The organism is Streptomyces sp. NPDC002144 (genome assembly GCF_053593695.1).
Genome location: NZ_JBSFDB010000007.1, coordinates 228,768 through 247,795, shown reverse-complemented (window position 1 = coordinate 247,795; position 19,028 = coordinate 228,768). Strand labels below are relative to the sequence as shown.

The 19,028-nt window shown below is 73.3% G+C and carries 16 protein-coding genes; 9 read left to right on the top strand and 7 right to left on the bottom strand.

Annotated features, from left to right (window positions below):
- Nucleotides 1-189: 189 nt before the first annotated feature.
- The 5 genes from fxsA (at nucleotide 190) to ACWCQ1_RS13460 (ending at nucleotide 8,514) form a co-directional block, all read left to right on the top strand.
- Complete coding sequence (gene fxsA, locus ACWCQ1_RS13480; RefSeq protein WP_451026507.1) at nucleotides 190-372, top strand: FxSxx-COOH cyclophane-containing RiPP peptide; 183 nt, start codon at nucleotides 190-192, stop codon at nucleotides 370-372.
- 126 nt (nucleotides 373-498) lie between these two features.
- Nucleotides 499-1,734, top strand: a complete 1,236-nt coding sequence (gene fsxC, locus ACWCQ1_RS13475; protein ID WP_451026506.1) for an FxsC protein — start codon at nucleotides 499-501, stop codon at nucleotides 1,732-1,734.
- Between the two features lie 24 nt (nucleotides 1,735-1,758).
- Nucleotides 1,759-5,769 carry an FxSxx-COOH system tetratricopeptide repeat protein gene (gene fxsT / locus ACWCQ1_RS13470; protein WP_451026505.1) on the top strand — a complete coding sequence of 1,337 codons (4,011 nt, stop codon included), beginning with the start codon at nucleotides 1,759-1,761 and terminating at the stop codon, nucleotides 5,767-5,769.
- 147 nt (nucleotides 5,770-5,916) lie between these two features.
- Nucleotides 5,917-7,125 (top strand): FxsB family cyclophane-forming radical SAM/SPASM peptide maturase, encoded by a 1,209-nt coding sequence (locus ACWCQ1_RS13465; RefSeq protein ID WP_451026504.1) that lies wholly within the window; start codon nucleotides 5,917-5,919, stop codon nucleotides 7,123-7,125.
- Nucleotides 7,126-7,449: 324 nt separating this feature from the next.
- The gene (locus tag ACWCQ1_RS13460) at nucleotides 7,450-8,514 is read left to right on the top strand and encodes an aKG-HExxH-type peptide beta-hydroxylase (protein WP_451026503.1); all 1,065 of its coding nucleotides are present in this window, start codon (nucleotides 7,450-7,452) and stop codon (nucleotides 8,512-8,514) included.
- A gap of 7 nt (nucleotides 8,515-8,521) precedes the next feature.
- Here ACWCQ1_RS13460 and ACWCQ1_RS13455 read toward each other — a convergent pair whose 3' ends face one another.
- Both ACWCQ1_RS13455 and ACWCQ1_RS13450 read right to left on the bottom strand, forming a co-directional pair.
- The gene (locus ACWCQ1_RS13455) at nucleotides 8,522-9,421 is read right to left on the bottom strand and encodes a UTP--glucose-1-phosphate uridylyltransferase (RefSeq protein ID WP_133045642.1); all 900 of its coding nucleotides are present in this window, start codon (nucleotides 9,419-9,421) and stop codon (nucleotides 8,522-8,524) included.
- 151 nt (nucleotides 9,422-9,572) lie between these two features.
- A complete protein-coding gene (locus ACWCQ1_RS13450) occupies nucleotides 9,573-12,110 on the bottom strand; it encodes a helicase-associated domain-containing protein (protein WP_451026502.1) in 2,538 nt (845 codons plus the stop codon).
- A gap of 164 nt (nucleotides 12,111-12,274) precedes the next feature.
- Between ACWCQ1_RS13450 and ACWCQ1_RS13445 the strand changes: the two genes are divergently transcribed.
- Both ACWCQ1_RS13445 and ACWCQ1_RS13440 read left to right on the top strand, forming a co-directional pair.
- Nucleotides 12,275-13,261 carry a hypothetical protein gene (locus ACWCQ1_RS13445; protein WP_451026501.1) on the top strand — a complete coding sequence of 329 codons (987 nt, stop codon included), beginning with the start codon at nucleotides 12,275-12,277 and terminating at the stop codon, nucleotides 13,259-13,261.
- Between the two features lie 69 nt (nucleotides 13,262-13,330).
- Entirely contained in the window at nucleotides 13,331-13,972 is a 642-nt protein-coding gene (locus tag ACWCQ1_RS13440; RefSeq protein ID WP_451026500.1) for an HAD family hydrolase, read from the top strand.
- Here the strand turns inward: ACWCQ1_RS13440 and ACWCQ1_RS13435 are convergent.
- The gene (locus ACWCQ1_RS13435) at nucleotides 13,951-14,199 is read right to left on the bottom strand and encodes a hypothetical protein (RefSeq protein ID WP_133045638.1); all 249 of its coding nucleotides are present in this window, start codon (nucleotides 14,197-14,199) and stop codon (nucleotides 13,951-13,953) included. The genes ACWCQ1_RS13440 and ACWCQ1_RS13435 overlap by 22 nt on opposite strands.
- A 164-nt stretch (nucleotides 14,200-14,363) precedes the next feature.
- Here ACWCQ1_RS13435 and ACWCQ1_RS13430 point away from each other — a divergent pair, with 164 nt between their 5' ends.
- On the top strand, nucleotides 14,364-14,747 hold the full coding sequence (locus ACWCQ1_RS13430; RefSeq protein ID WP_133045637.1) for a cold-shock protein: 384 nt from the start codon (nucleotides 14,364-14,366) through the stop codon (nucleotides 14,745-14,747).
- Nucleotides 14,748-14,765: 18 nt separating this feature from the next.
- The gene (locus tag ACWCQ1_RS13425; RefSeq protein ID WP_358592361.1) at nucleotides 14,766-15,275 is read left to right on the top strand and encodes a hypothetical protein; all 510 of its coding nucleotides are present in this window, start codon (nucleotides 14,766-14,768) and stop codon (nucleotides 15,273-15,275) included.
- Between the two features lie 13 nt (nucleotides 15,276-15,288).
- Here ACWCQ1_RS13425 and ACWCQ1_RS13420 read toward each other — a convergent pair whose 3' ends face one another.
- From ACWCQ1_RS13420 to ACWCQ1_RS13405, 4 genes are all read right to left on the bottom strand, one after another.
- Complete coding sequence (locus tag ACWCQ1_RS13420; protein ID WP_451026499.1) at nucleotides 15,289-16,146, bottom strand: 1,4-dihydroxy-6-naphthoate synthase; 858 nt, start codon at nucleotides 16,144-16,146, stop codon at nucleotides 15,289-15,291.
- Entirely contained in the window at nucleotides 16,136-16,837 is a 702-nt protein-coding gene (locus ACWCQ1_RS13415; protein WP_133045635.1) for a futalosine hydrolase, read from the bottom strand. Before ACWCQ1_RS13415 ends, ACWCQ1_RS13420 begins: the two co-directional genes overlap by 11 nt.
- Nucleotides 16,807-17,319: a DUF2771 domain-containing protein gene (locus tag ACWCQ1_RS13410; RefSeq protein ID WP_133045634.1), complete on the bottom strand. Its 513-nt coding sequence runs from the start codon at nucleotides 17,317-17,319 to the stop codon at nucleotides 16,807-16,809. Before ACWCQ1_RS13410 ends, ACWCQ1_RS13415 begins: the two co-directional genes overlap by 31 nt.
- Nucleotides 17,320-17,380: 61 nt before the next feature.
- Nucleotides 17,381-18,805, bottom strand: a complete 1,425-nt coding sequence (locus ACWCQ1_RS13405; protein ID WP_358592365.1) for an MFS transporter — start codon at nucleotides 18,803-18,805, stop codon at nucleotides 17,381-17,383.
- Between the last annotated feature and the right edge of the window lie 223 nt (nucleotides 18,806-19,028).

Here is a 19,028-nt window from a genome sequence, read left to right as displayed (position 1 = left end):
GCACCCTTTCCCTGCGGCCGACCTCACCGGCCAAACGTCCAGTGTGCCGCATCGGCCCCGGAGCCGGGCCGTGAGCGTAAGCGGAGGGTGCGCGGGTTGTGGTGCCCGCAAACCGAATCCCATAGGGTTCGGCACGTATCGCGTGCCACGGTTCGCCGTCGCATGCATGTGTGCGTGTGAAGGAAGCCGATGGACGCCAGCACCCGGATCGACTCCTGCCTGCTCGATGTCACCGACCTGGGCATGGACACGCTGGACGGGTTGCTCGACGAGCTCCCCGACACCGTGCTGGGCGCGATGCTGCGACGCGTGGTCGACGAGGCCGTCAACCCGGCCGGCGTGCCGTACGCCGCCTTCGAGTCCTCGATCTGACCGGGCCGCCGCTCCGCCGCGGGCCGTACCGACGGCTTGAGGCGCCACCGGCGTGGGTATGACCCGGATGCTCCGGCATGGAGGTGTCACACCGTCAGGTCGGCCAGGGAGGTATCGGGGGGCGACTTGGTTCAGGAGCCGTACTTCTTCCTCAGCTATGCGCGGAAGGACGATCGCGACGAGTTCGTGAAGCGGTTCTACGACGATCTCGCGAAGGAGCTCCGCCGGATCGGCGCGGACCCCTCGGCGCAGCCGCCCTTCCGGGACGTCGAGCGGCTGGGGCTTGGCGCGAACTGGTCCCGGGTGCTGGGCGGGGCGGTCGGCCACTGCCGTGCCTTCGTCGCCTTGTACTCGCCCTCGTACCTGAGCAGCGAGTACTGCGGCAAGGAGTGGACGGCGTTCTACGAGCGGCTCGAGCGGTACCGCCAGGAGACCGACATACCCAACGTCCCGGCCCTGGTCCCGGTCATGTGGATGCCGGTGGAGGGGGAGCTGCCCGACGAGGTGGCCGCCCTGCAGTACAACGAGGCCGGCATGGGCGACGAGTACCTCACGCACGGTCTGCTGCACCTGCTGAAGTCCGACCCGCTGGGCCAGGCGTACCGCACGGTCGTCGAGAGGGTCGCCGCCCGCGTGCGGCTCGCCGCGGACCGGTTCCGGCTGCCGCACACGCCCGGCCTCGACATCAAAGACGTGCACGGCCTGTTCCCGGTGGCCGGGCAGCGCTCCGCCGCGCCGGGCACCGGGCACGTGCAGGTCTTCCTGGCCGCCGGAGTCGCCGACCCGCTGCCGGCAGGACGCAACCGGCCGGAGTACTACGGGCGTTCGCCCCGGGAGTGGACGCCGTACCACCCGCCGAAGACCCCGACGGTCGCCCACCGGGCGCAGAAGGTGATCGTGGAGGAGGGGTACACCAGCAACATCGAGGTCGTCGACGACGGGCTGAGCGGCCGCCTCGACGAGACCCTGGAGAACAACCAGACCAGCATCCTGCTGGTCGACCCGTGGGCGGTCCGCACCGGGACCTACCGGGACGCCCTCGCCGACTACGACGCCCAGAACCGCCCCGCCACCGGGGTCCTGGTGCCCTGCCACGCCGCCGACGAGGAGACCGGTGACGAGGCCATCTGGCAGGACCTGAGCCGGGTGCTGTGGCGCAACTGGCGCCGGCACAACGACCCGAACGACCCGCTGTTCCGGGTGAAGGTCGCCGAGGACGAGTTCGACGGCCGGCTCGCCGTGATGCTGGCGGTGGCCCAGAACCGGCTGATGGAGATGGAGAGCACCACCCCCTTCCGGCTCCCCGAGGGCCCGCCCCCGCCGCCGCTGCCCTGGTCCGAGCCCCCGGCAGACCCCCAATGACCCGCGACCAAGGACTCGACGACGATGACCAGTAGGCCAGACGGACCGGGCAAGATCGTCACCTTCTACTCGTACAAGGGCGGCACCGGTCGCACCATGGCGCTGGCCAACGTGGGCTGGATCCTCGCCAGCGCGGGTCACCGGGTGCTGCTGGTGGACTGGGACCTCGAGGCACCCGGTCTGCACCGCTACCTCCACCCCCTGCTGGTCGACCCCGAACTGCGCTCCTCCAACGGCCTGATCAACATGGTGCAGTCCTATGTGCGCACCGTGATCAGCCGCCCGGAGCCCCCGGTGCGCGCGGGCGTCGGCGGCGGTTCCGGGTCACAGGCCGGGGCGGCGGCCGGGACGGAGGACTGGCTGCGCGACGCCGCGGACCCGGCGCCGTACATCGTGGGACTGATGCTGGAGCAGCCCTCCGGCGGCCGCCTGGACTTCCTGCCCGCCGGACGGCAGTCGGCCGCCTACTCCGCCGCCGTCACCAGCTTCAACTGGCACACCTTCTACAACCAGCGCGGCGGCGGCCACTTCCTGCAGGCGCTGCGGGAACGGATGATCGCGACCTACGACTACGTGCTCATCGACAGCAGGACAGGTGTGAGCGACACGAGCGGGATCTGCACGGTCCTGCTGCCCGACATCCTCGTCGACTGCTTCACCATGAGCGCCCAGAACATCCGTGGCGGCCTGGAGGCGGCGGCCACCGTCAAGAGCTCCGCGCCCCGTCCCATCAAGGTGCTCCCGGTCCCCATGCGCGTCGAGGAGGCCGAGACCGAACGGCTGGAGGCCGGGCGGGACCTCTGCCGCACCGAGTTCGACCCCTTCCTGGACTGGCTGCCGCAGGAGGACCGCATCCGCTACTGGGGCGAGATCGAGGTGCCGTACAAGGCGTTCTACGCCTACGAGGAGATCCCGGCCACCGTCGGCGACCGGCCCCACCAGGAGCGCACTCTGCTCCTTGCGTTCGAGCGGCTCACCGAGTGGATCTCGGAGGGCCGGGTGCCCCGGTTCACCCCGCTGCCGGACGACCGACGTGCCGAACTGCGCACCGCCTATCTTCGCGCCCCGAAGGCCCTGCCCACCCAGATCTACGTCAGCTACGCGCCGCTGGGCCGGATGTGGGCGGAGTGGGCCGCGGAGGCCCTGGAGTCGGTCGGCTACCAGGTGTCCCTGCACAGCACGGTCGGCCCCGACGGCGCGGTTCCGCCCGAGGTGGCCGGCACCCTGGGCGGACAGGGCCGGGTGCTGGCCCTGCTGTCGCCGGAGTACGCCTCTCAGTCGCGGGCCGCCGCGGTCCGCGTCCAGCTCGCCGGACACGAGACGGCCGCCGGCCCCGGCCTGGTCGCCGTCCGTCTCCAGGACCTCGACCCGGCCGCCACGGAGGCGTACTTCCCCAGCGTCGTCGCCGACCTCAGCCGCAGCGGTGCCGCCGAGGCCTTCGACCAGCTCCTCACCGCCCTCGGGCCACCGCCGGGCCGCCGTGCCTCCGACGGCTCAACGCCGGCCCTGGGCACGGCCCTGCCGATCTTCCCCGGCACGATACCGGCGGCCCTTCGACTGCCCTCCCGCCATCTCGGCTTCGTCGGGCGCGGTCCGCTCCTGGAGCGCCTGCGCGACCACTTCACCGCCGGCACCACCGCCGCCGTGACCAGCCAGGCGCTGTACGGACTCGGCGGTATGGGCAAGACCCAGACCGCCCTGGAGTACGCCCACCGCTACCGGGCCGCCTATGACGTGGTCTGGTGGATGAACGCCGCCCAGCCCGGCCTGATCCGCTCCGCGCTGGCCGACCTCGCCCCCGATCTCGGCCTGGAGCGCGGCGAGGACGTGGGCAGCACCGCCGAGGCCGTGCTGCGCGCCCTCGCCCAGGGACGGCCGTACGGCCGCTGGCTGCTGGTGTACGACAACGCCGGCAGCCCCACCGAACTCGACGGGCTCATCCCGGAGGGGCCGCCCGGCGGGCATGTGCTGATCACCTCGCGGGACCGGGCCTGGGTCAACAGCGTGGGCCGGGCCGAGGTCGAGGTCTTCACCCGCGCGGAGAGCATCGAGGTGCTGCTCAGGTCCAACCCGCGGCTGGCCGCCGAGGACGCCGAGCAGATCGCCCACGAACTCGGCGACCTGCCGCTCGCGGTGGGACAGGCGGCGGTCTGGCTGAGCCAGAGCAGCATGCCGGTCTCCATCTACCTCACCCGGCTGCGCGACCGCCCCACGGACATCCTCGAACACACCCCCCTGCCGCCCCGGGAGTACCCCAACTCCGCCGCCCGCACCTGGCAGATCTCGGTGGAGGAGTTGCGCGAGAGCAACCAGGCCGCCGTCGAGATGCTGGAGATCTGCTCCTTCTTCGGCCCCGACCCGATCCCGATGCGGCTCCTCTACAGCCGGGCCGTCACCCGGGCCCTCACCATCGACGCCGCCGAACTCGACGTGTCCGTCGCCAAGTTGCTGCGGGCCCTCAACCGCTTCGGGCTGGCCGGCTTCGACCAGGGCAGCGAGACCCTGACCGTGCACCGGCTGGTCCAGGCCGTCGTCCGGGACGGCGTCGGCCCCCAGCGCTGGAAGGAACTGCGCAGGGTGGTGCACACGGCGCTGGTGGACGCCAAGCCCCGCGATCCGGACGCCACCGCGGACTGGCCCGAGTTCGACGAACTCCTGCCCCATCTGGAGCCCTCGCGCGCCGCCGCCGACCCCGACCCCGAGGTCCGCCGGCTGATCATCGACTCGGTGCGCTACCTGTGGCGCCGCAGCCTCTACGGCACCGCCCACGACCTGGCCGTACGGACCCTGGAACGCTGGAAGCGGCCGGACTTCCCGGACGCCGGCCCCGACGACACCCAGACCCTGCTGCTGCGCACCCAGCTCGGCAACGTACAACGCTCACAGGGGCGGTTCCAGGAAGCGTACGAAACGAACTCGGACGTCCTGCGGCGGTTCACCGTGACCAAGGGGGAGGACTACCCGGCCACCCTCGCCGCAGCCGGCAACGTCGGTGCTGATCTGCGCGCCCTCGGCCGCTACCAGGAGGCCCGCGAACTGGACCGGAGCACCCACCGGATGGCGTTCCACGAGTTCGGCGAGGACGATCGGCGGACCCTGATGTACACCAACAACCTGGGGATGTCCGAGTATCTTGCGGGCGACCGCCGGGCCGCCCTGGACCTGCACCGCACGGCCTACGAACGGCAGCGGGAGAACCAGGGCGCCAACAAACCGCCCACTCTCAACTACGCCAACAACTACGCCCGCGACCTGCGGGAGACCGGTCAACTCCGGGCGGCGCTGGAGCTGTTGGAGACGACCACCCGGCTCTACCACGAGGTCCTCGGTGACGGACACAGCGACACCCTGCGGGCCCGCAAGAACCTGGCCGTCGCCCTGCGCCGGGACGGCCGCTACGCCGAAGCCCGGGACATCGACCAGGACATCTACGAGCGCTACCGCGACACCCACGGCCGCGACCACTACGACACCCTCGCCGCCGCCTGCAACCTGGCCAGTGACCTGGCCGCGCTCGGGGACACGGCCCGGGCGCTGGAGCTGGCCGAGAAGGCGCTCGGCCGCTACAAGGACTACCTGGGCGAGGAACACCCGGTCACCCTGGTCTGCGCCAGCAACATGGCGGTGTACCTGAGGACGCTGGGCCGCACCGACGAGGCGCTGGCGTCCTCCAGACGCACCATGGGACAGCTGGTCGAGGTTCTCGGGGAGTCTCACCCCTACGTCTACAGCTGTGTCGTCAACCATGCCAACGACCTCGTGGCCGCCGGCCGCGCCGAGGAGGCCGCGGAGCAGGAGAGTCGGGCCCGCGAGGGACTGTTCCCGTCCCTCGGCGCCGACCACTACGACGTCGTCGCCGCCACCTCCAACCTCTCGCTCACCCTGCGCTCCCTCGGCCGTACGGCGGAGGCGGACCGTCTGCACCAGGACGCCCTGGAGCGGGCGAGACGCACCCTGGGGGCGCAGCACCCGACGACGCTGGCGATCGCCGCCGGGACCCGGCTGAACTCCGACATCGAACCGCCGACCATCTGAGCGGGCCGGCCGCGTCCGCCACCCGGCGTGCCCGCCGGCTGACGGGCTGTAGGATGCGGCCACCCGCCACGCCCTCTCATTTCCCGGGCCGCCCCGGCCGCAGGCGGGAGCGGCACGGGCACCGGTGCGATCCAGCGAGGCTGGCCCATGGTCCCCTTCCGGCAGTTCCTGCTGAAGATCCACAGCCGCTGCAACCTCGCGTGCGACTACTGCTACGTGTACGAGTCGGCGGACCAGAGCTGGCGCGAGCGCCCCCGGGTCATGGACCCCCGCACCGTGCGGCGCACGGCGGCCCTCATCGCCGAGCACGCCCGGGACCACGGTCTGGGCGAGGTCCATGTCGTCCTGCACGGCGGAGAGCCGCTGCTGGTGGGCGCGGCCCGGCTGGACGCGCTGCTCGGTGTGCTCGCCGACGCCCTGGACGGGGTGGCGGACCTGCGGCTCACCCTGCAGACCAACGGACTGCGGCTCGTCGAGGACCCGGCGCTGCTGCCGGTGCTGGCCCGGCACGGGGTGCGGATCGGGGTCAGCCTCGACGGCACCGCCGCCACCCACGACCGGCACCGGCGGCGTCCCGACGGGCGGGGCAGCCACGCGGGGGTCGCCCGGGCCCTGCGGCTCCTCGCCGAGGGTCCGTACCGCCCGCTGTACGCCGGGCTGCTGTGCACCGTCGACCTGGCCGCCGACCCGGTGGAGACCTACGAGGCCCTGCTCGAGTTCGCCCCGCCGCGGCTGGACCTGCTGCTGCCGCACGGCACCTGGCACACCCCGCCGCCCGGACTGGCCGGCCGCACCGTCGTGCCCCCGACGGCGCCCGGAGCGGAGCCGGGGGAGCCGGTGCCGTACGCGCGCTGGCTCCGAGCCGTCTTCGACCGCTGGTACGGCGCGCCCCGCCGGGAGACCGGGATCCGGCTCTTCGAGGAGATCGCGGCCCTGCTGCTTGGCGGCACCGCCCGCAGCGAGGCGGTCGGACTCGCCCCGGTCGATCTGGTCGTGGTCGAGACCGACGGGACCATCGAACAGGCCGACTCCCTGAAGGTCGCCTACGACGGCGCCCCGGCCACCGGCCTGGACGTCTTCACGCACAGCTTCACCGACGCCGCCCGCCACGAGGCCTTCCGGGCCCGGCAGCGGGGCCGGGCCGGGCTGGCCCCCGTCTGCGCGGCCTGCCCGCGTTCGGCGGTCTGCGGCGGAGGCCTGTACGCCCACCGCTACCGCCCGGGTGCCACACCGACCCCGTTCGCGGCGCCGTCCGTGTACTGCCCCGACCTGGCCGCCCTGATCGACCACATGACCACCCGCCTCCACCGGGACCTCACCGCCCTGGGAGCGGCAACCCGACCGGCCCCGAGATGACCCCACCACCCGCAACCGCCCGCGCCCGCGCCGCCTGTGCCCGTGGCGCGCGTGTCTGTGCCGCCTGTCTCCGTGGCGCGCGTGTCCGTGCCGCTTGTTTCGGTGGCGCCCATGTGCGTGGCGGGCGTGTTCGTGGCGCCCGGGTTCGTGGCGCGCGTGTGCGTGGCGCCCATGTGCGCGGCGCGCGTGTCCGTCCCGCCTGTGTCCGCGCCGCCTGTGTGCGTGGCGCGCGTGTCTGTGGCGCCCATGTGCGCGGCGCGCGTGTCCGTCCCGCCCGTGTCCGCCCCGCCCGTGTCCGTCCCGTCCGTGAGGAGCGAGCCCGTCGTGCCTGTTCCGCCCGCCGTTCCCACGCCCGACGTGCCGTCCGCCGCCGGGCCCCTCGTTCCGCTCGACCTGGACCCGGACCTGTTCGACGCCCTCGCCCGGGCCCGGGGCGGGGTCGGGGGCGTGGAGGTGTTGCGGCGCGGGCAGCTCAGCAAGCGGACCCTGCTGGCCGTGGCCGTGCGCCGGGCGCTGCCCGACGACGCCGGCTTCCAGGGGGTGTACCGGCGGCTGGCGCGCATGCAGCGGGAGGAGCCGGGGCGGTGGCGGGAGGCCATGCTGCATCCCTACCTCGACGAAGGACTGGCCCGCGCGCTCGCCGAGTGCGCGCACGGCCACCGCCCCGACCTCGCCTGGTTCGGCGAACTCGTCGACGGAGGGCCGGCCGCGCTGTCGGGACCCCGTCTGCTGGCCGCCGAGTGCGACGGCGCCGTGCTGCGCCTGCGGCTCGCCGACCGGGGCCCCTTCCGCGCCGTGCACGGCCATGAGCCGGCCGGTGTGCAGAGCGCGGGCGAGACGGAGGGCTGGCAGCGGTCACTGGACGGCGCCTGGCGGGTGCTGGTCCGCCGCCACCCCTGGCACGCCCGGGCCGTCGCCGCCTGTCTGTCCACCCTGGTGCCACTCCACCCCGCCCCCGGCGGCACCTCGGTGAGCTCGGCGGCCCGCCGGGCCTACGGCGCCGTCGCCCTCTCCCCGCCCGGCGACCCGGTGCTCTTCGCGCTGACCCTGGTCCACGAGTTCCTGCACGTCCAGCTCGCCGCCCTGCTCGACCTGGTCCCGCTGTACGGCCCGCCCTCGCCCGCCCGCTACCGGGCCCCCTGGCGTCCCGACCCGCGCCCCCTGGACGCGCTCTTCACCGGCACCTACGCCCACCTGGGCGTCTGCGACTTCTGGCACACCGAGCACACCACCGCCCCGCCCGACCCCCGGGCCGACCGGGAGCAAACCACCTGGCACGGCCACACCCGCGCCGCCGTCGGCACCCTCCTCGACAGCGGCGAACTCCTGCCCGCGGGCCGCCGCTTCACCGAGGAGATGGGCCGCGCCCTCGACCGCGCCGACGCCTGAGCGAGGCTCAGCCCCGCTCCTCCGTCAGCTCCGCCAGCCGGCGCAGATGCGGGCCGTACTCCGGGTCCGCCAGAGCGGCCGCGAACTGGGCGGTGAGATAGGCGAGCGGGTTGCCGGTGTCGTACCAGCGGCCCTGGATCACCTGGCCGTACACCGCCTTCGTGGCGGCGTAGGCGTTGATGGCGTCGGTGAGGTAGATCTCGCCGGTGCGGTGCTCGTACCAGGCCTTGGTCTGCTTGCGGAGTTCCTCGACGATGCCCGGGGTGATGACATAGCCGCCGATCGCCGCGTAGGCGGAGGGCGCGTCCTCGGGCTTGGGCTTCTCCACCAGGCTGCTGATGCGCAGCAGTCCCTCGCCGAGATCCTCCCGGACCCGGGGCACGCCGTAGCGCTGCGAGTCGGACGGGTCCATCGGCATCAGGGCGAGCACCGGGCAGCTGGTCGCCTCGAAGGCGCGGATCAGCTGCTGGGCGCGGGGGACGTCGGCCACGAAGACGTCGTCCGGCCACAGCACCAGGATCGGCTCGTCACCGGCGTTGCGGGCCGCGTTCAGCACGGGAGTGCCGTTGCCGTACGGGCCGTGCTGGTCGAGGTAGGTGATGTGGCCGAGCCGGGACAGCTCGCCGACCTCCTCCACCGCGTCCGCGTAGGCGGTCTTGCCGCCGGCGCGCAGCTGGGCGACGAGGGCGGGATTCGGCCGGAAGTGGTCCTGGATCAGGCCCTTTCCGCCCGAGACGACGATCGTGATGTCCGTGATGCCGGACGCCACCAGCTCCCGCACGGTGTGCTCGACGACGGGCTTGTCCCCGACCGGCAGCATCTCCTTCGGGATGGCCTTGGTCAGCGGCAGCAGACGGGACCCCAGCCCGGCTGCGGGGATGACTGCGCGGCGGATCGTCGTGGCCATGGGGCCCCTTTCGTCGAAGAGCCGGTCCCGTCGTCGGAAATCCGGACGCGGTTCCTGTCCCGTTCAGGAAACGCTGCCCGCGAGCCCGGGCCGGAAGCCCCGGGTGAACAGTTCCGGACATGCCGGTGGAGCCGTGGCGAAGAGGCCCGCGTCACGCCTCCTCGGCCAGTTCCGCCACTCCCGTCACCCGGTGCAGCGGGTACGTCCGCACCTCGTCCGCCGTGTGGTCGTACGCCGTCACGAACCCGCCCTCGACCCGGATCGGGGCGATGACGCGCTGGCTGGCGGCGCCCTCCGCGTTGACGTACCCGATCCACAGCGCCTCCCCGGTCAGGACGGCGGCCTGCATGGTGGCCAGGGTCTCCGCGGAGCTGGTCCGCGGCAGGGCGCCGCCGCCCGCCGCGGCCGAGGGGGGCTGTTTGCGCGGGGCCGTGGAGGCCACGTCACCGGCCCTGATCGCGCGGATCGCCGCCGACAGCAGCGTCGCGTCCGGCGTCGGCGGGCCGTCCGGGACCGGCTCGGGCGCGGTGCGCGGCGGGGTGCGGTGGGCGTCGGCGCGGGTGATCAGGACGTCGCCCTCGGCGGACTCGGCGGCCGGCGCGAAACCCATCGCGCGCAGCCCCTCCAGCAGGGTCGCCGGGTCGGCCTGGGTGGCCAGCACGGTGGGCGCGAGGCGGCGCAGGCGCAGTCCGGCGGCCCGCTTGTCGGCCATGATCTCGTTCAGCAGGGCGTCGTCGTCGCAGCGCACGTACGCCGAGGCCGCGCCCACCCGCAGATGCCCGTGCCGGCGGGCCACGTCGTCGATCAGGTACGCGAGCGGCTGCGGAACCGGTGTCCGGGAGTGCGCCGCGAGGAAGGCCTGCAGGTCGGAGGCGGACCGCCCGGCGTCGAGGGCCCGCCGCACCGACCCCGGCGTGAACCGGTAGACGGTCGCCCCGCCCTTCGACTCCACGTCCGCCAGCACCCCCAGCATGTCGGCGAGCGGTCGCTGCAACGGCCCCGGCGCCACCGCCGTCAGGTCGGCCTGCAGCAGCACATGGTCCAGCGGCTCGGGCAGCAGCGGCGCGAGCAGCCGGGCGGCCGCGGCGGAGGCGGTGGCCTGCTCGACGGGGGAGAGGGGTTCCACGGCGACGGGCGTGTGATGGACGGGGAGCTTGTCGCCGGGACCCCCGGACTCCGCCCCGGCCGCCTTCTTCGCGGGCGTCGAGGACGCGGGCGCGGGCGCCCCCAGCAGCGCCCGCCCATGAGCCGACAGCGCGCCCCGGCCCGTCACGCCCAGCATCTCCGCCTCCGACAGCGTCCAGCGGGCCAGCCGGGCGCGCAGGTCGTCGTCCTGCTGGGGCCCGCGCAGGGGCCGCTCCCAGCGCAGCCGGTCCAGCACGGACTCGGCGGACGGCGCGGTGCCCTCCGGCAACCCGGCCAGCAGCGTCAGCACCCGGTGCCGTACCTCCGGCGCGGCCGACCGGTCGAGGCCGGGCCCGAGCGCCGACAACGTACGGTCCTTCGCGTCCCGCCCGCCGACCAGCCCCGCGGTCCGGGTCGCCCTCAGCCACGTCTCCGCGAGCCGCGCCCAGCGCACGCCCGCGGGCTGCTCCAGCCACTCGTCGTACGCCGGGGTCGCCGCGAACCGCTCGTCCGCCTCCCCGTCGGACGCCAGCAGGCCCGCCGCATAGGCGAGTTCGACCCAGAAGGCGGCGACCGGCTCGGCCACGTCCAGCGCGACCGCGGTCCGCTTCAGGTCGCGCACGCTCAGCCCGCCGGCCCGCAGCACGGCGGGCCCGCCCTCGTCCCAGTCCTTCAGCAGCTCCTCGACCGTCGCCAGCGCGGTGTACGCCTGTCCGGCCGCCGTGGTGTCCACAACCTGTGGACGGTGCGTGGCCGCGGGCTCCAGGGCTGGCGGCAGCGGCTCCAGCGCGCGGTGCGCCCGTCCGCCGCGCAGATGCAGGGCCACCTCCCGGGGCAGTACGACCGTGCCGGGCGCCGTCGGCAGCAGCAGCCCGCGGTCCAGCAACTGCCGCAGATGCGCCGCGGGTTCCGGGGTGACCTGCCCGTACGGCGGCCCCCACACCAGCCGGGCGAGCACCTCCCGCGACTCCTGCGGCAGCCCGGCGAGCAGCGCGGCCATCCGCTCGCGGTCACCGAACAGCGCGGTGAGCGAGGCCACCGCCGACACCGAGTCGTGCGTCGAGGGCAGCCCGGCCGCCGTCACGATCTCCTGCACACGGCCCGGCGACATGCCCGCCGTGGCCTCCTGCACGGTCGGCCCGAGCCCGGTCGGGGACGGGTGCTGCGGGGACGGCGCGAGCAGCTCACGGGCCGTGCGCACCAGCCGCAGCCGCTCGTCGTCGCCCCAGACCAGCGCCTGCTCCCGCAGGGTGGCGAGGGCACGCGGAAGAGCCGCGGCGACCACCGGATCGCCCTCGTCGCCGGTCATCAGCCCCAGCAGCTCCCCGTACGACGCCGGGTCCGCCGCGACCGCCAGCGCCTCCGCCGTCTGCAGCGCGAACCGGTCCAGCCGCTCCAGCGCCCGCACCACGCTGGCCCGGGTACCGGCCCGGGTGGCGAGCTGGGTGAGGTCGGTGGGGACGGGGGTGATGAGATCGGGGCGAGCGCGCAGCAGTGCCGCGAGGGAGACGTCGTCCCTCGCTCGGAGTGCCTCTGCGAGTGAACGCGGGGCCGGGGTGCTCATCCGACTCACGGTACCGGGTGCGCGGGCGTCCCTGGAGGCTCCGCCCCCGGACCCCCGTCGGCCCGAAGGGCCCCGTCCTCGGACGCCGGACGGGCTGTTCGATGCTGACCTGCGATACCTTCGTACCGCGGGCCATCCAACGCAGCCGCCCCGGAGGGGACTTCGTGGGGATCGAGAGCGACCAGGTCGTCTACGAGTATCTGAGCCGTGTCGGCGACGTGGCGCAGCAGCGGCAGTTGCCGTCCGCCACGCGCATGCGCCTGGTGTCGGAGCTGCGGAACGAGATCGACCGGCGCCGCGCCGGGGGCACCGCCGACAGTCCCGCGGCCGTCCGCCGGATCATCTCCCGGCTCGGCACCCCGGACGAGGTCGTGGACGCGGCCGGCGGCGCCCAGGACGCACCCCCGGCCACCCCCACCCACCTGCCCGTGCAGCGCGACGACGAGCCCGAGGACACCGGCCGGCTGCCCAGGAGCCTGCGGCGCCGCGCCGTACCGGGTCCGCGGCCGGAGCAGCCCGCACGGGCCGAGCAGCCGGCACAGGCAGAGCGGCCCGCACGGCCCGCGCCCTCCGACGACCCCGCCTCCGCCGGTGAGCCGGACTGGTGGCGGGTGGACAGCACGCCACTCGGCGAGAGCGTGCCGGGATTCGTGGGCGGCGTGGAGATCCCCAGCCTGGTCAAGCCGCCCCGGCCGAGGACGCCCGAGCCGGCCGCGCCCGCCGTGCCCGCCACGGAGAAGGCGGTGGAGGCGGAGGAGGAGGCCGTACCCGAGGCTCCCCGCGCCCGGCGCCGCCGTCTCTCCCTCCCCGTCTCCCGCTGGAGCAACCCCCTGCTCCTGATCGCCGCCGGTCTGCTCGTCGTCGGCGCGATCCTCGGGAACTGGTTCGCCCTGCTGCTCGGCTGGCTCATCGCCTACGCCTCCCGGCGCCTGACGCAGAACGAGTCGAAGTGGGCGGTCATCGGGATGCCGTCGGTGGCGGTCGCGGCCGGCATCGTCTGGCTGTGGGGCCGCAACCAGGGCCGCTGGGGCGATCCCATCGCCCAGGGCCACATGAACGACGCGATCGCCCAGACCTGGCCGTGGGTGGTGCGGGGCGCGGCCGTGCTGTCGGCGCTGTTCGTGGTCTGGCGCTCCCAGCGGAAGATGTAGCCGGGCGCCGAAGGAGGTAGGTGTACGTCACATCGGCCCGGCGTCTCCCCGCCCCTCGGGCTGGGCACAATGGCCCATATGGCCCTCACCTCCGCCTCCGCCCTGACCGTCGGCTTCGACCTCGACATGACCCTCATCGACTCCCGGCCCGGCATCCGCGCCTGCTACCAGGCGCTGTCCGAGCGGACGGGGACCTACATCGACGCCGACCTCGCGGTCACGCGGCTCGGACCGCCGCTCGCGGAGGAGCTGATCAACTGGTTCCCCGAGGACGAGATCACGGCCATGGGCGACCTGTACCGCTCGATGTACCCGGCCATCGCCATCACCCCGACCCCCGCGATGACCGGGGCGCGGGAGGCGATCGACGCCGTACGCGCGGCCGGCGGGCGGGCGATCGTGGTGACCGCGAAGTACGAGCCCAACGCCAAGCTGCACCTGGAGCACCTGGGCATCCACCCGGACGAGGTCGTCGGCGACCTGTGGGCCGAGCGGAAGGCCGAAGCCCTGCGCGAGCACGGGGCGGCCGTGTACGTCGGCGACCACATCGGCGATGTGCGCGGCGCGCGCAAGGCCGACGCCCTGTCGGTGGCCGTGGCGACCGGGCCGTGCACTGTCGAGGAGCTGACGGCGGCGGGGGCGGACGTGGTTCTCGGGGACCTCACCGAGTTCCCGGGCTGGCTGGTCGGCTACCGTCCCGCGCGCGCCTGACGGCGGCCGGCCGCGATCGACCGCAGCACTCCGGCGGCGGCGATCAGGAAGCCGACTCCCATGAGCATGCTCAGTCCGAACATGTAGGTGGGAAATGGCTTCGCGTGCAGGAACAGCGGAGCCACTGTGACGAGTGTGGCCACGGCACCGAGGAAGAACACGATGGCACCGGCACGGATCAGTCGGTCACCGGGCCCGGCGGAATTCGTTTGGGTTTTGTCACGCACCGGACCAGGGTAGTTCCCAGCGCGAAGGAACAACCCGGCGACGTCTTGTCACCGGCCTGAAGACCATTAGCCTTGGTACCGGCGGGTCCGTGACGACCCGCCCAAGTGCTATCAAGAGCCGTTTCCGAAGCAGTTTTCCGACGAGTACGAGGACGAGGACAGACGTGCCCACCGGCAAGGTCAAGTGGTTCAACAGCGAGAAGGGCTTCGGCTTTCTCTCCCGGGACGACGGCGGTGACGTCTTCGTCCATTCCTCGGTCCTCCCCGCCGGAGTAGACACACTCAAGCCGGGACAGCGAGTTGAGTTCGGGGTGGTCGCCGGACAGCGCGGTGACCAGGCCCTTTCGGTCACCATTCTCGACCCGACGCCCTCGGTGGCGGCCGCGACCCGTAAGAAGCCGGACGAACTGGCCTCGATCGTCCAGGATTTGACGACCCTGCTCGAGAACATCACACCGATGCTCGAGAGGGGCCGTTACCCCGAGAAGACCGCGGGCAAGAAAATCGCCGGGCTGCTGCGCGCGGTCGCCGACCAGCTCGACGTGTAATCCCGCGGAACGGCCGACGTGAGCGACATAAGCACCCAGCCCGGCGGCGGGGCCCCCACCCGGGCCCCGTCCGCCGAACTGCTGGAGCGGATCCGGCGACAGCGCCGGCACACTCTGGAACTGCTCACCGTGTCCGCCGTCGGCCTCGTCCCCTGGACCGTCCTGCTGTGGTTCACGCTGCCGACCGGATACGCGGTCCGTCAGTGGCGTACGGCCTGGGTGGGGTTCGACGTCCTGCTGGTGGTGTCGATGGCGTGCACCGCCCTGCTCGGCTGGCGGCGGCACCGGGCCGTCCTCGTCGCGGCCACGACGACGGCGGCCCTGCTGGTCTGCGACGCGTGGTTCGACGTGTCGCTCGCCCTCGGGACCCCGGGTGTGTGGCTGTCGGCGGCGCTCGCGGTGTGCGTGGAGCTGCCCCTGGCCGTCTACCTCATCCTGAAGGTCCGGGGGATGCTCTCGCTGGCCCAGTGGCCGCCGCGCGTCCCGCTGGGCGAGGGCGACCCCGAGCCGGCCGACCGGCACGGCTGACCCGACCGGCGGCTCAGGGAAACGCCAGCGCCTCCGGCCCCAGCGCCGGCACGAGCCCCTCCGCCGCCGCCCGCGTCAACAGCCCCCGGACCGCCGCGTACCCGTCCTCGCCCAGATCCGCGGTGAACTCGTTGACGTACAGCCCGATGTGCTGGTCGGCGACCGCGGGGTCCATCTCCTGCGCGTGCTCCATGACATAGGGCCGGGACACCTCGGGTTCGTCCCAGGCCGCCTGCACGGACGTACGGATCGCCTCGGCCAGTCCCGTCAGCGTCCCGGTACCCAGCGACCGCTTCGCGATGATCGCCCCCAGCGGAATCGGCAGCCCGGTCGTGGTCTCCCAGTGCTCACCCATGTCCGCAAGCTTGTGCAGCCCGTAGTTCTGGTAGGTGAACCGTGCCTCGTGGATGACGAGCCCCGCGTCGACCTTCCCGTCCCGCACGGCCGGCATGATCTCGTGGAACGGCATGACGACGATCTCGCCGACCCCGGCAGGCACCGTGTCGGCCGCCCACAGCCGGAACAGCAGATAGGCCGTCGACTTCTCGGACGGGACGGCGACCGTACGGCCCGCGAGGTCCATCCCGGCCTCCCGCGTGAGCACCAGCGGCCCGCAGCCCCGGCCCAGCGCACCCCCGGACGGCAGCAGGGCGTACTCGTCGAGGACGTACGGCAGCACGGCGTACGACACCTTCAGCACGTCGAACTCGCCGCGCTCGGCCATGCCGTTGGTGATGTCGATGTCCGCGAAGGTCACGTCCAGCGCGGGGGCGCCGGGGACGCGGCCGTGGGCGAGGGCGTCGAAGACGAACGTGTCGTTCGGGCAGGGCGAATACGCGATCCGCAGGGGCTGTACCGGCTCACTGGTCATGCTGTTTCCAACTCTCCAGGACGGGCGCGAGCTTCCCGAAGCCCTCGGCCAGGGCCGTGAGGGCGTCACCGATGCGCCAGGCGGCGCGGTCGCGCGGCCCGACGGGGTTGGAGACCGCGCGGATCTCCAGAACGGGGAGACGGTGGAGCGCGGCCGCCTCCGCCACCCCGAAGCCCTCCATGCCCTCGGCGAGGGCACGTGGATGCCGGGCCCGCAGCTCGGCGGCGCGCTCGGCGGTGCCGGTCACCGTGGAGACGGTGAGTACGGCTCCGGTGCGCGCGCCGGTCGCGTGCGCGATGTCTCGTACGAGTGATTCCGGCGGACGGTGGCTGACGGTCCCGAAGCCGAGTTCCGTGACGGGGACGAATCCGTCGGCGGTCTCGGCGCCCAGATCGGCCACGGTGATCTCGTCGGCGACGACGAGTGAGCCGAGCGGCGCCTCCGGCTGGAAGCCACCGCCGATGCCGGCCGATACGACCAGGTCGTAGGGGGCGCCTTCGAGGGCGGCCGAGGTGAGGGCGGTGGCGGTGGCGGCGGCCGCGAGCGCGGGGCCCACGCCGACGGCGGTCACCGTCAGGGCCTCGCCGGTGAACGCCCGGGCCACCGCGTCCCGTTCGGCCGGGACCGCGGTGGCCACGAGGACCCGTACCGAGGACGTGGTCAGTCCGCCTTCTTCAGCTTGAAGGACCACAGACCGGTCACCGTGTTGCTGCTCTTCTTGCCGTCGCCGGCCTTGATGGAGACCAGCGTGGAGTTGCCCTGCGCGCCGTACTGGGCGTTGAAGAAGACGCTGCCCGGGATGGTGCGGTACGTCTTGTCGCTGTCCTCGGTGAGCGGCTGGCCGTTCATCAGGATCGTCCAGCGCTTGTCGGCGATGGCCGGGTCGACGCCGAGGCGGACCGTGTCGTCGGGGTCGACCTTGATGGACTGGATGTCCGTGTCCTTCAGGCACTTCGTGAGGTCCGCGGTCTGCAGGGACTTGCCCTCACCACCGCACGTGGCCTCCTCGCTGACGGAGGAGCGGCCGACGGTGATCGTGGAACGCGGGGTCGGCTTGTCGCAGGCCGACAGGACGAGCAGTCCGGCGGAAACGGCGCCGACGACGGCGACGGCGCGGCGCCGTCGCACAGCGGCGTAGACATCTGCGGCTCCGCCGCGTGGCATCGAGGTCATGCCAGAAGGCTATAGGGCGTGTCCTGCACGCTCTTTACGCGGGGGCCGGTGTGGCTGTGTGTTACGCCACGCGGGGCTTGGCCGCGCCCCCGTGCCGGGCCGAGCCGATCAGCGCCCGGGACGTCGTCACCCAGCCGAGGGCGAGCACCGCGGCGGCCAGGCACAGCCCCGCCGTGCCGTTCAGCGGCATGACGATGCCGATCGCGCCGCCCAGGACCCAGGCCATCTGCAGCATCGTCTCCGAGCGGGCGAACGCCGAGGTGCGCACCAGTTCCGGCACGTCCCGCTGGATCAGCGCGTCCAGCGACAGCTTGGCCAGCGCCAGACAGAACCCGGTGGTCGCCGTGAGACACGCCACCAGGAACGCGCCGAAGAAGATCGCGGCCGTGATCGCCGCGCCCAGCACGATCGCCAGGACCGTCACGATGATGATCTCCGGCGCCCGGGAGCGCAGCCAGGCCCCGACCGCGGTACCGAGCGCGTTGCCCGCTCCCGCCGAGACGGCGACCAGGCCGAGCGAGACGGCGGCGCTCTCGCCGGTCAGGGGGTGCTCGCGCAGGAGGAACGCGAGGAAGAACGTGAGGAATCCGGACAGCCAGCGCAGGGCGGCGTTCGCGCCGAGGGCGTGGGTGACCGCGGTGCCCACGGTCCGCAGTCCCGGGCGTTTGGCCGTCTTGCGGTGCGGGCCGTGCAGATGGGCCTCGTCGGCGGCGAGCAGCGCCACGTCCTCGCCCTTGGCCGAGTCGACCTTCGGGGCCAGGGTGAAGGACAGGAACATGCCCCAGATGTAGATCAGGAAGGCGCCGTACAGCGGCCAGCGCGGCCCGATCGCGTGCAGGCCGGCCCCGATCGGCGCGGCGACCCCGGTGGCGAGCAGCCCGCCGAGGGTGACCCGTGAGTTGGCCTTCACCAGGGAGAAGTGGGGCGGCAGCAGCCGGGGTACGACGGCGCTTCGGACCACGCCGTACGCCTTCGACGCGACCAGCACGCCGAGGGCCGCCGGATACAGCTCCAGGCTGCCGGTGGTGACGGCGCCCGCGATGATCAGCGCGAGCAGGGCGCGGGCGAGCATCGAAGCGGCCATCGCGGCGCGGCGGCCGTGCGGGAGCCGGTCGAGGAGCGGCCCGATGACGGGGGCGAGCACCGTGAACGGGGCCATGGTGATGGCGAGGTAGAGCGCGACGCGGCCGCGTGCCTCGTCGGTCGGCACGGAGAAGAAGACGGTGGAGGCGAGGGCGATGGTGATCATCAGGTCGCCGGCGCCGTTGACCGCGTGGAGCTCGATCAGCTTGCCGAGGCCGGACTCGCCGGCGCCGTGCGCGTGCGTGGCCCTTCTGATCCCGCGGGCGGTTCCGGTGACCGGGAAGTGCAGGGCACGGCCGACGGCGCGGACGGACCCGACGAACCGGCCCGAACCGCCATCACGTCTGCTGCCCCGGATCCCACCGACCTTGGTGGCTCCCTGGGGCGTCCTTGCGGCTGCCACGACGTTCATAGTGCCCCCAGAACGCCCCGGGTAGTGCGGTTACCGCGCGTATGAGGCCGACTGGTTCGCAGCCGAGGACCTTTTCCGACCCGTCGGTGTAGGCCGGGAGCACGCGAGAAGGTAGCGTGCGTATCTCAGCCATCCATCAGAATGGATGGAGAGGTGCGCCCCGCGCGAGCGGGCGCGAACGTCGACGCGGTCCTCCGGTCCGCTCCGTCCGCAC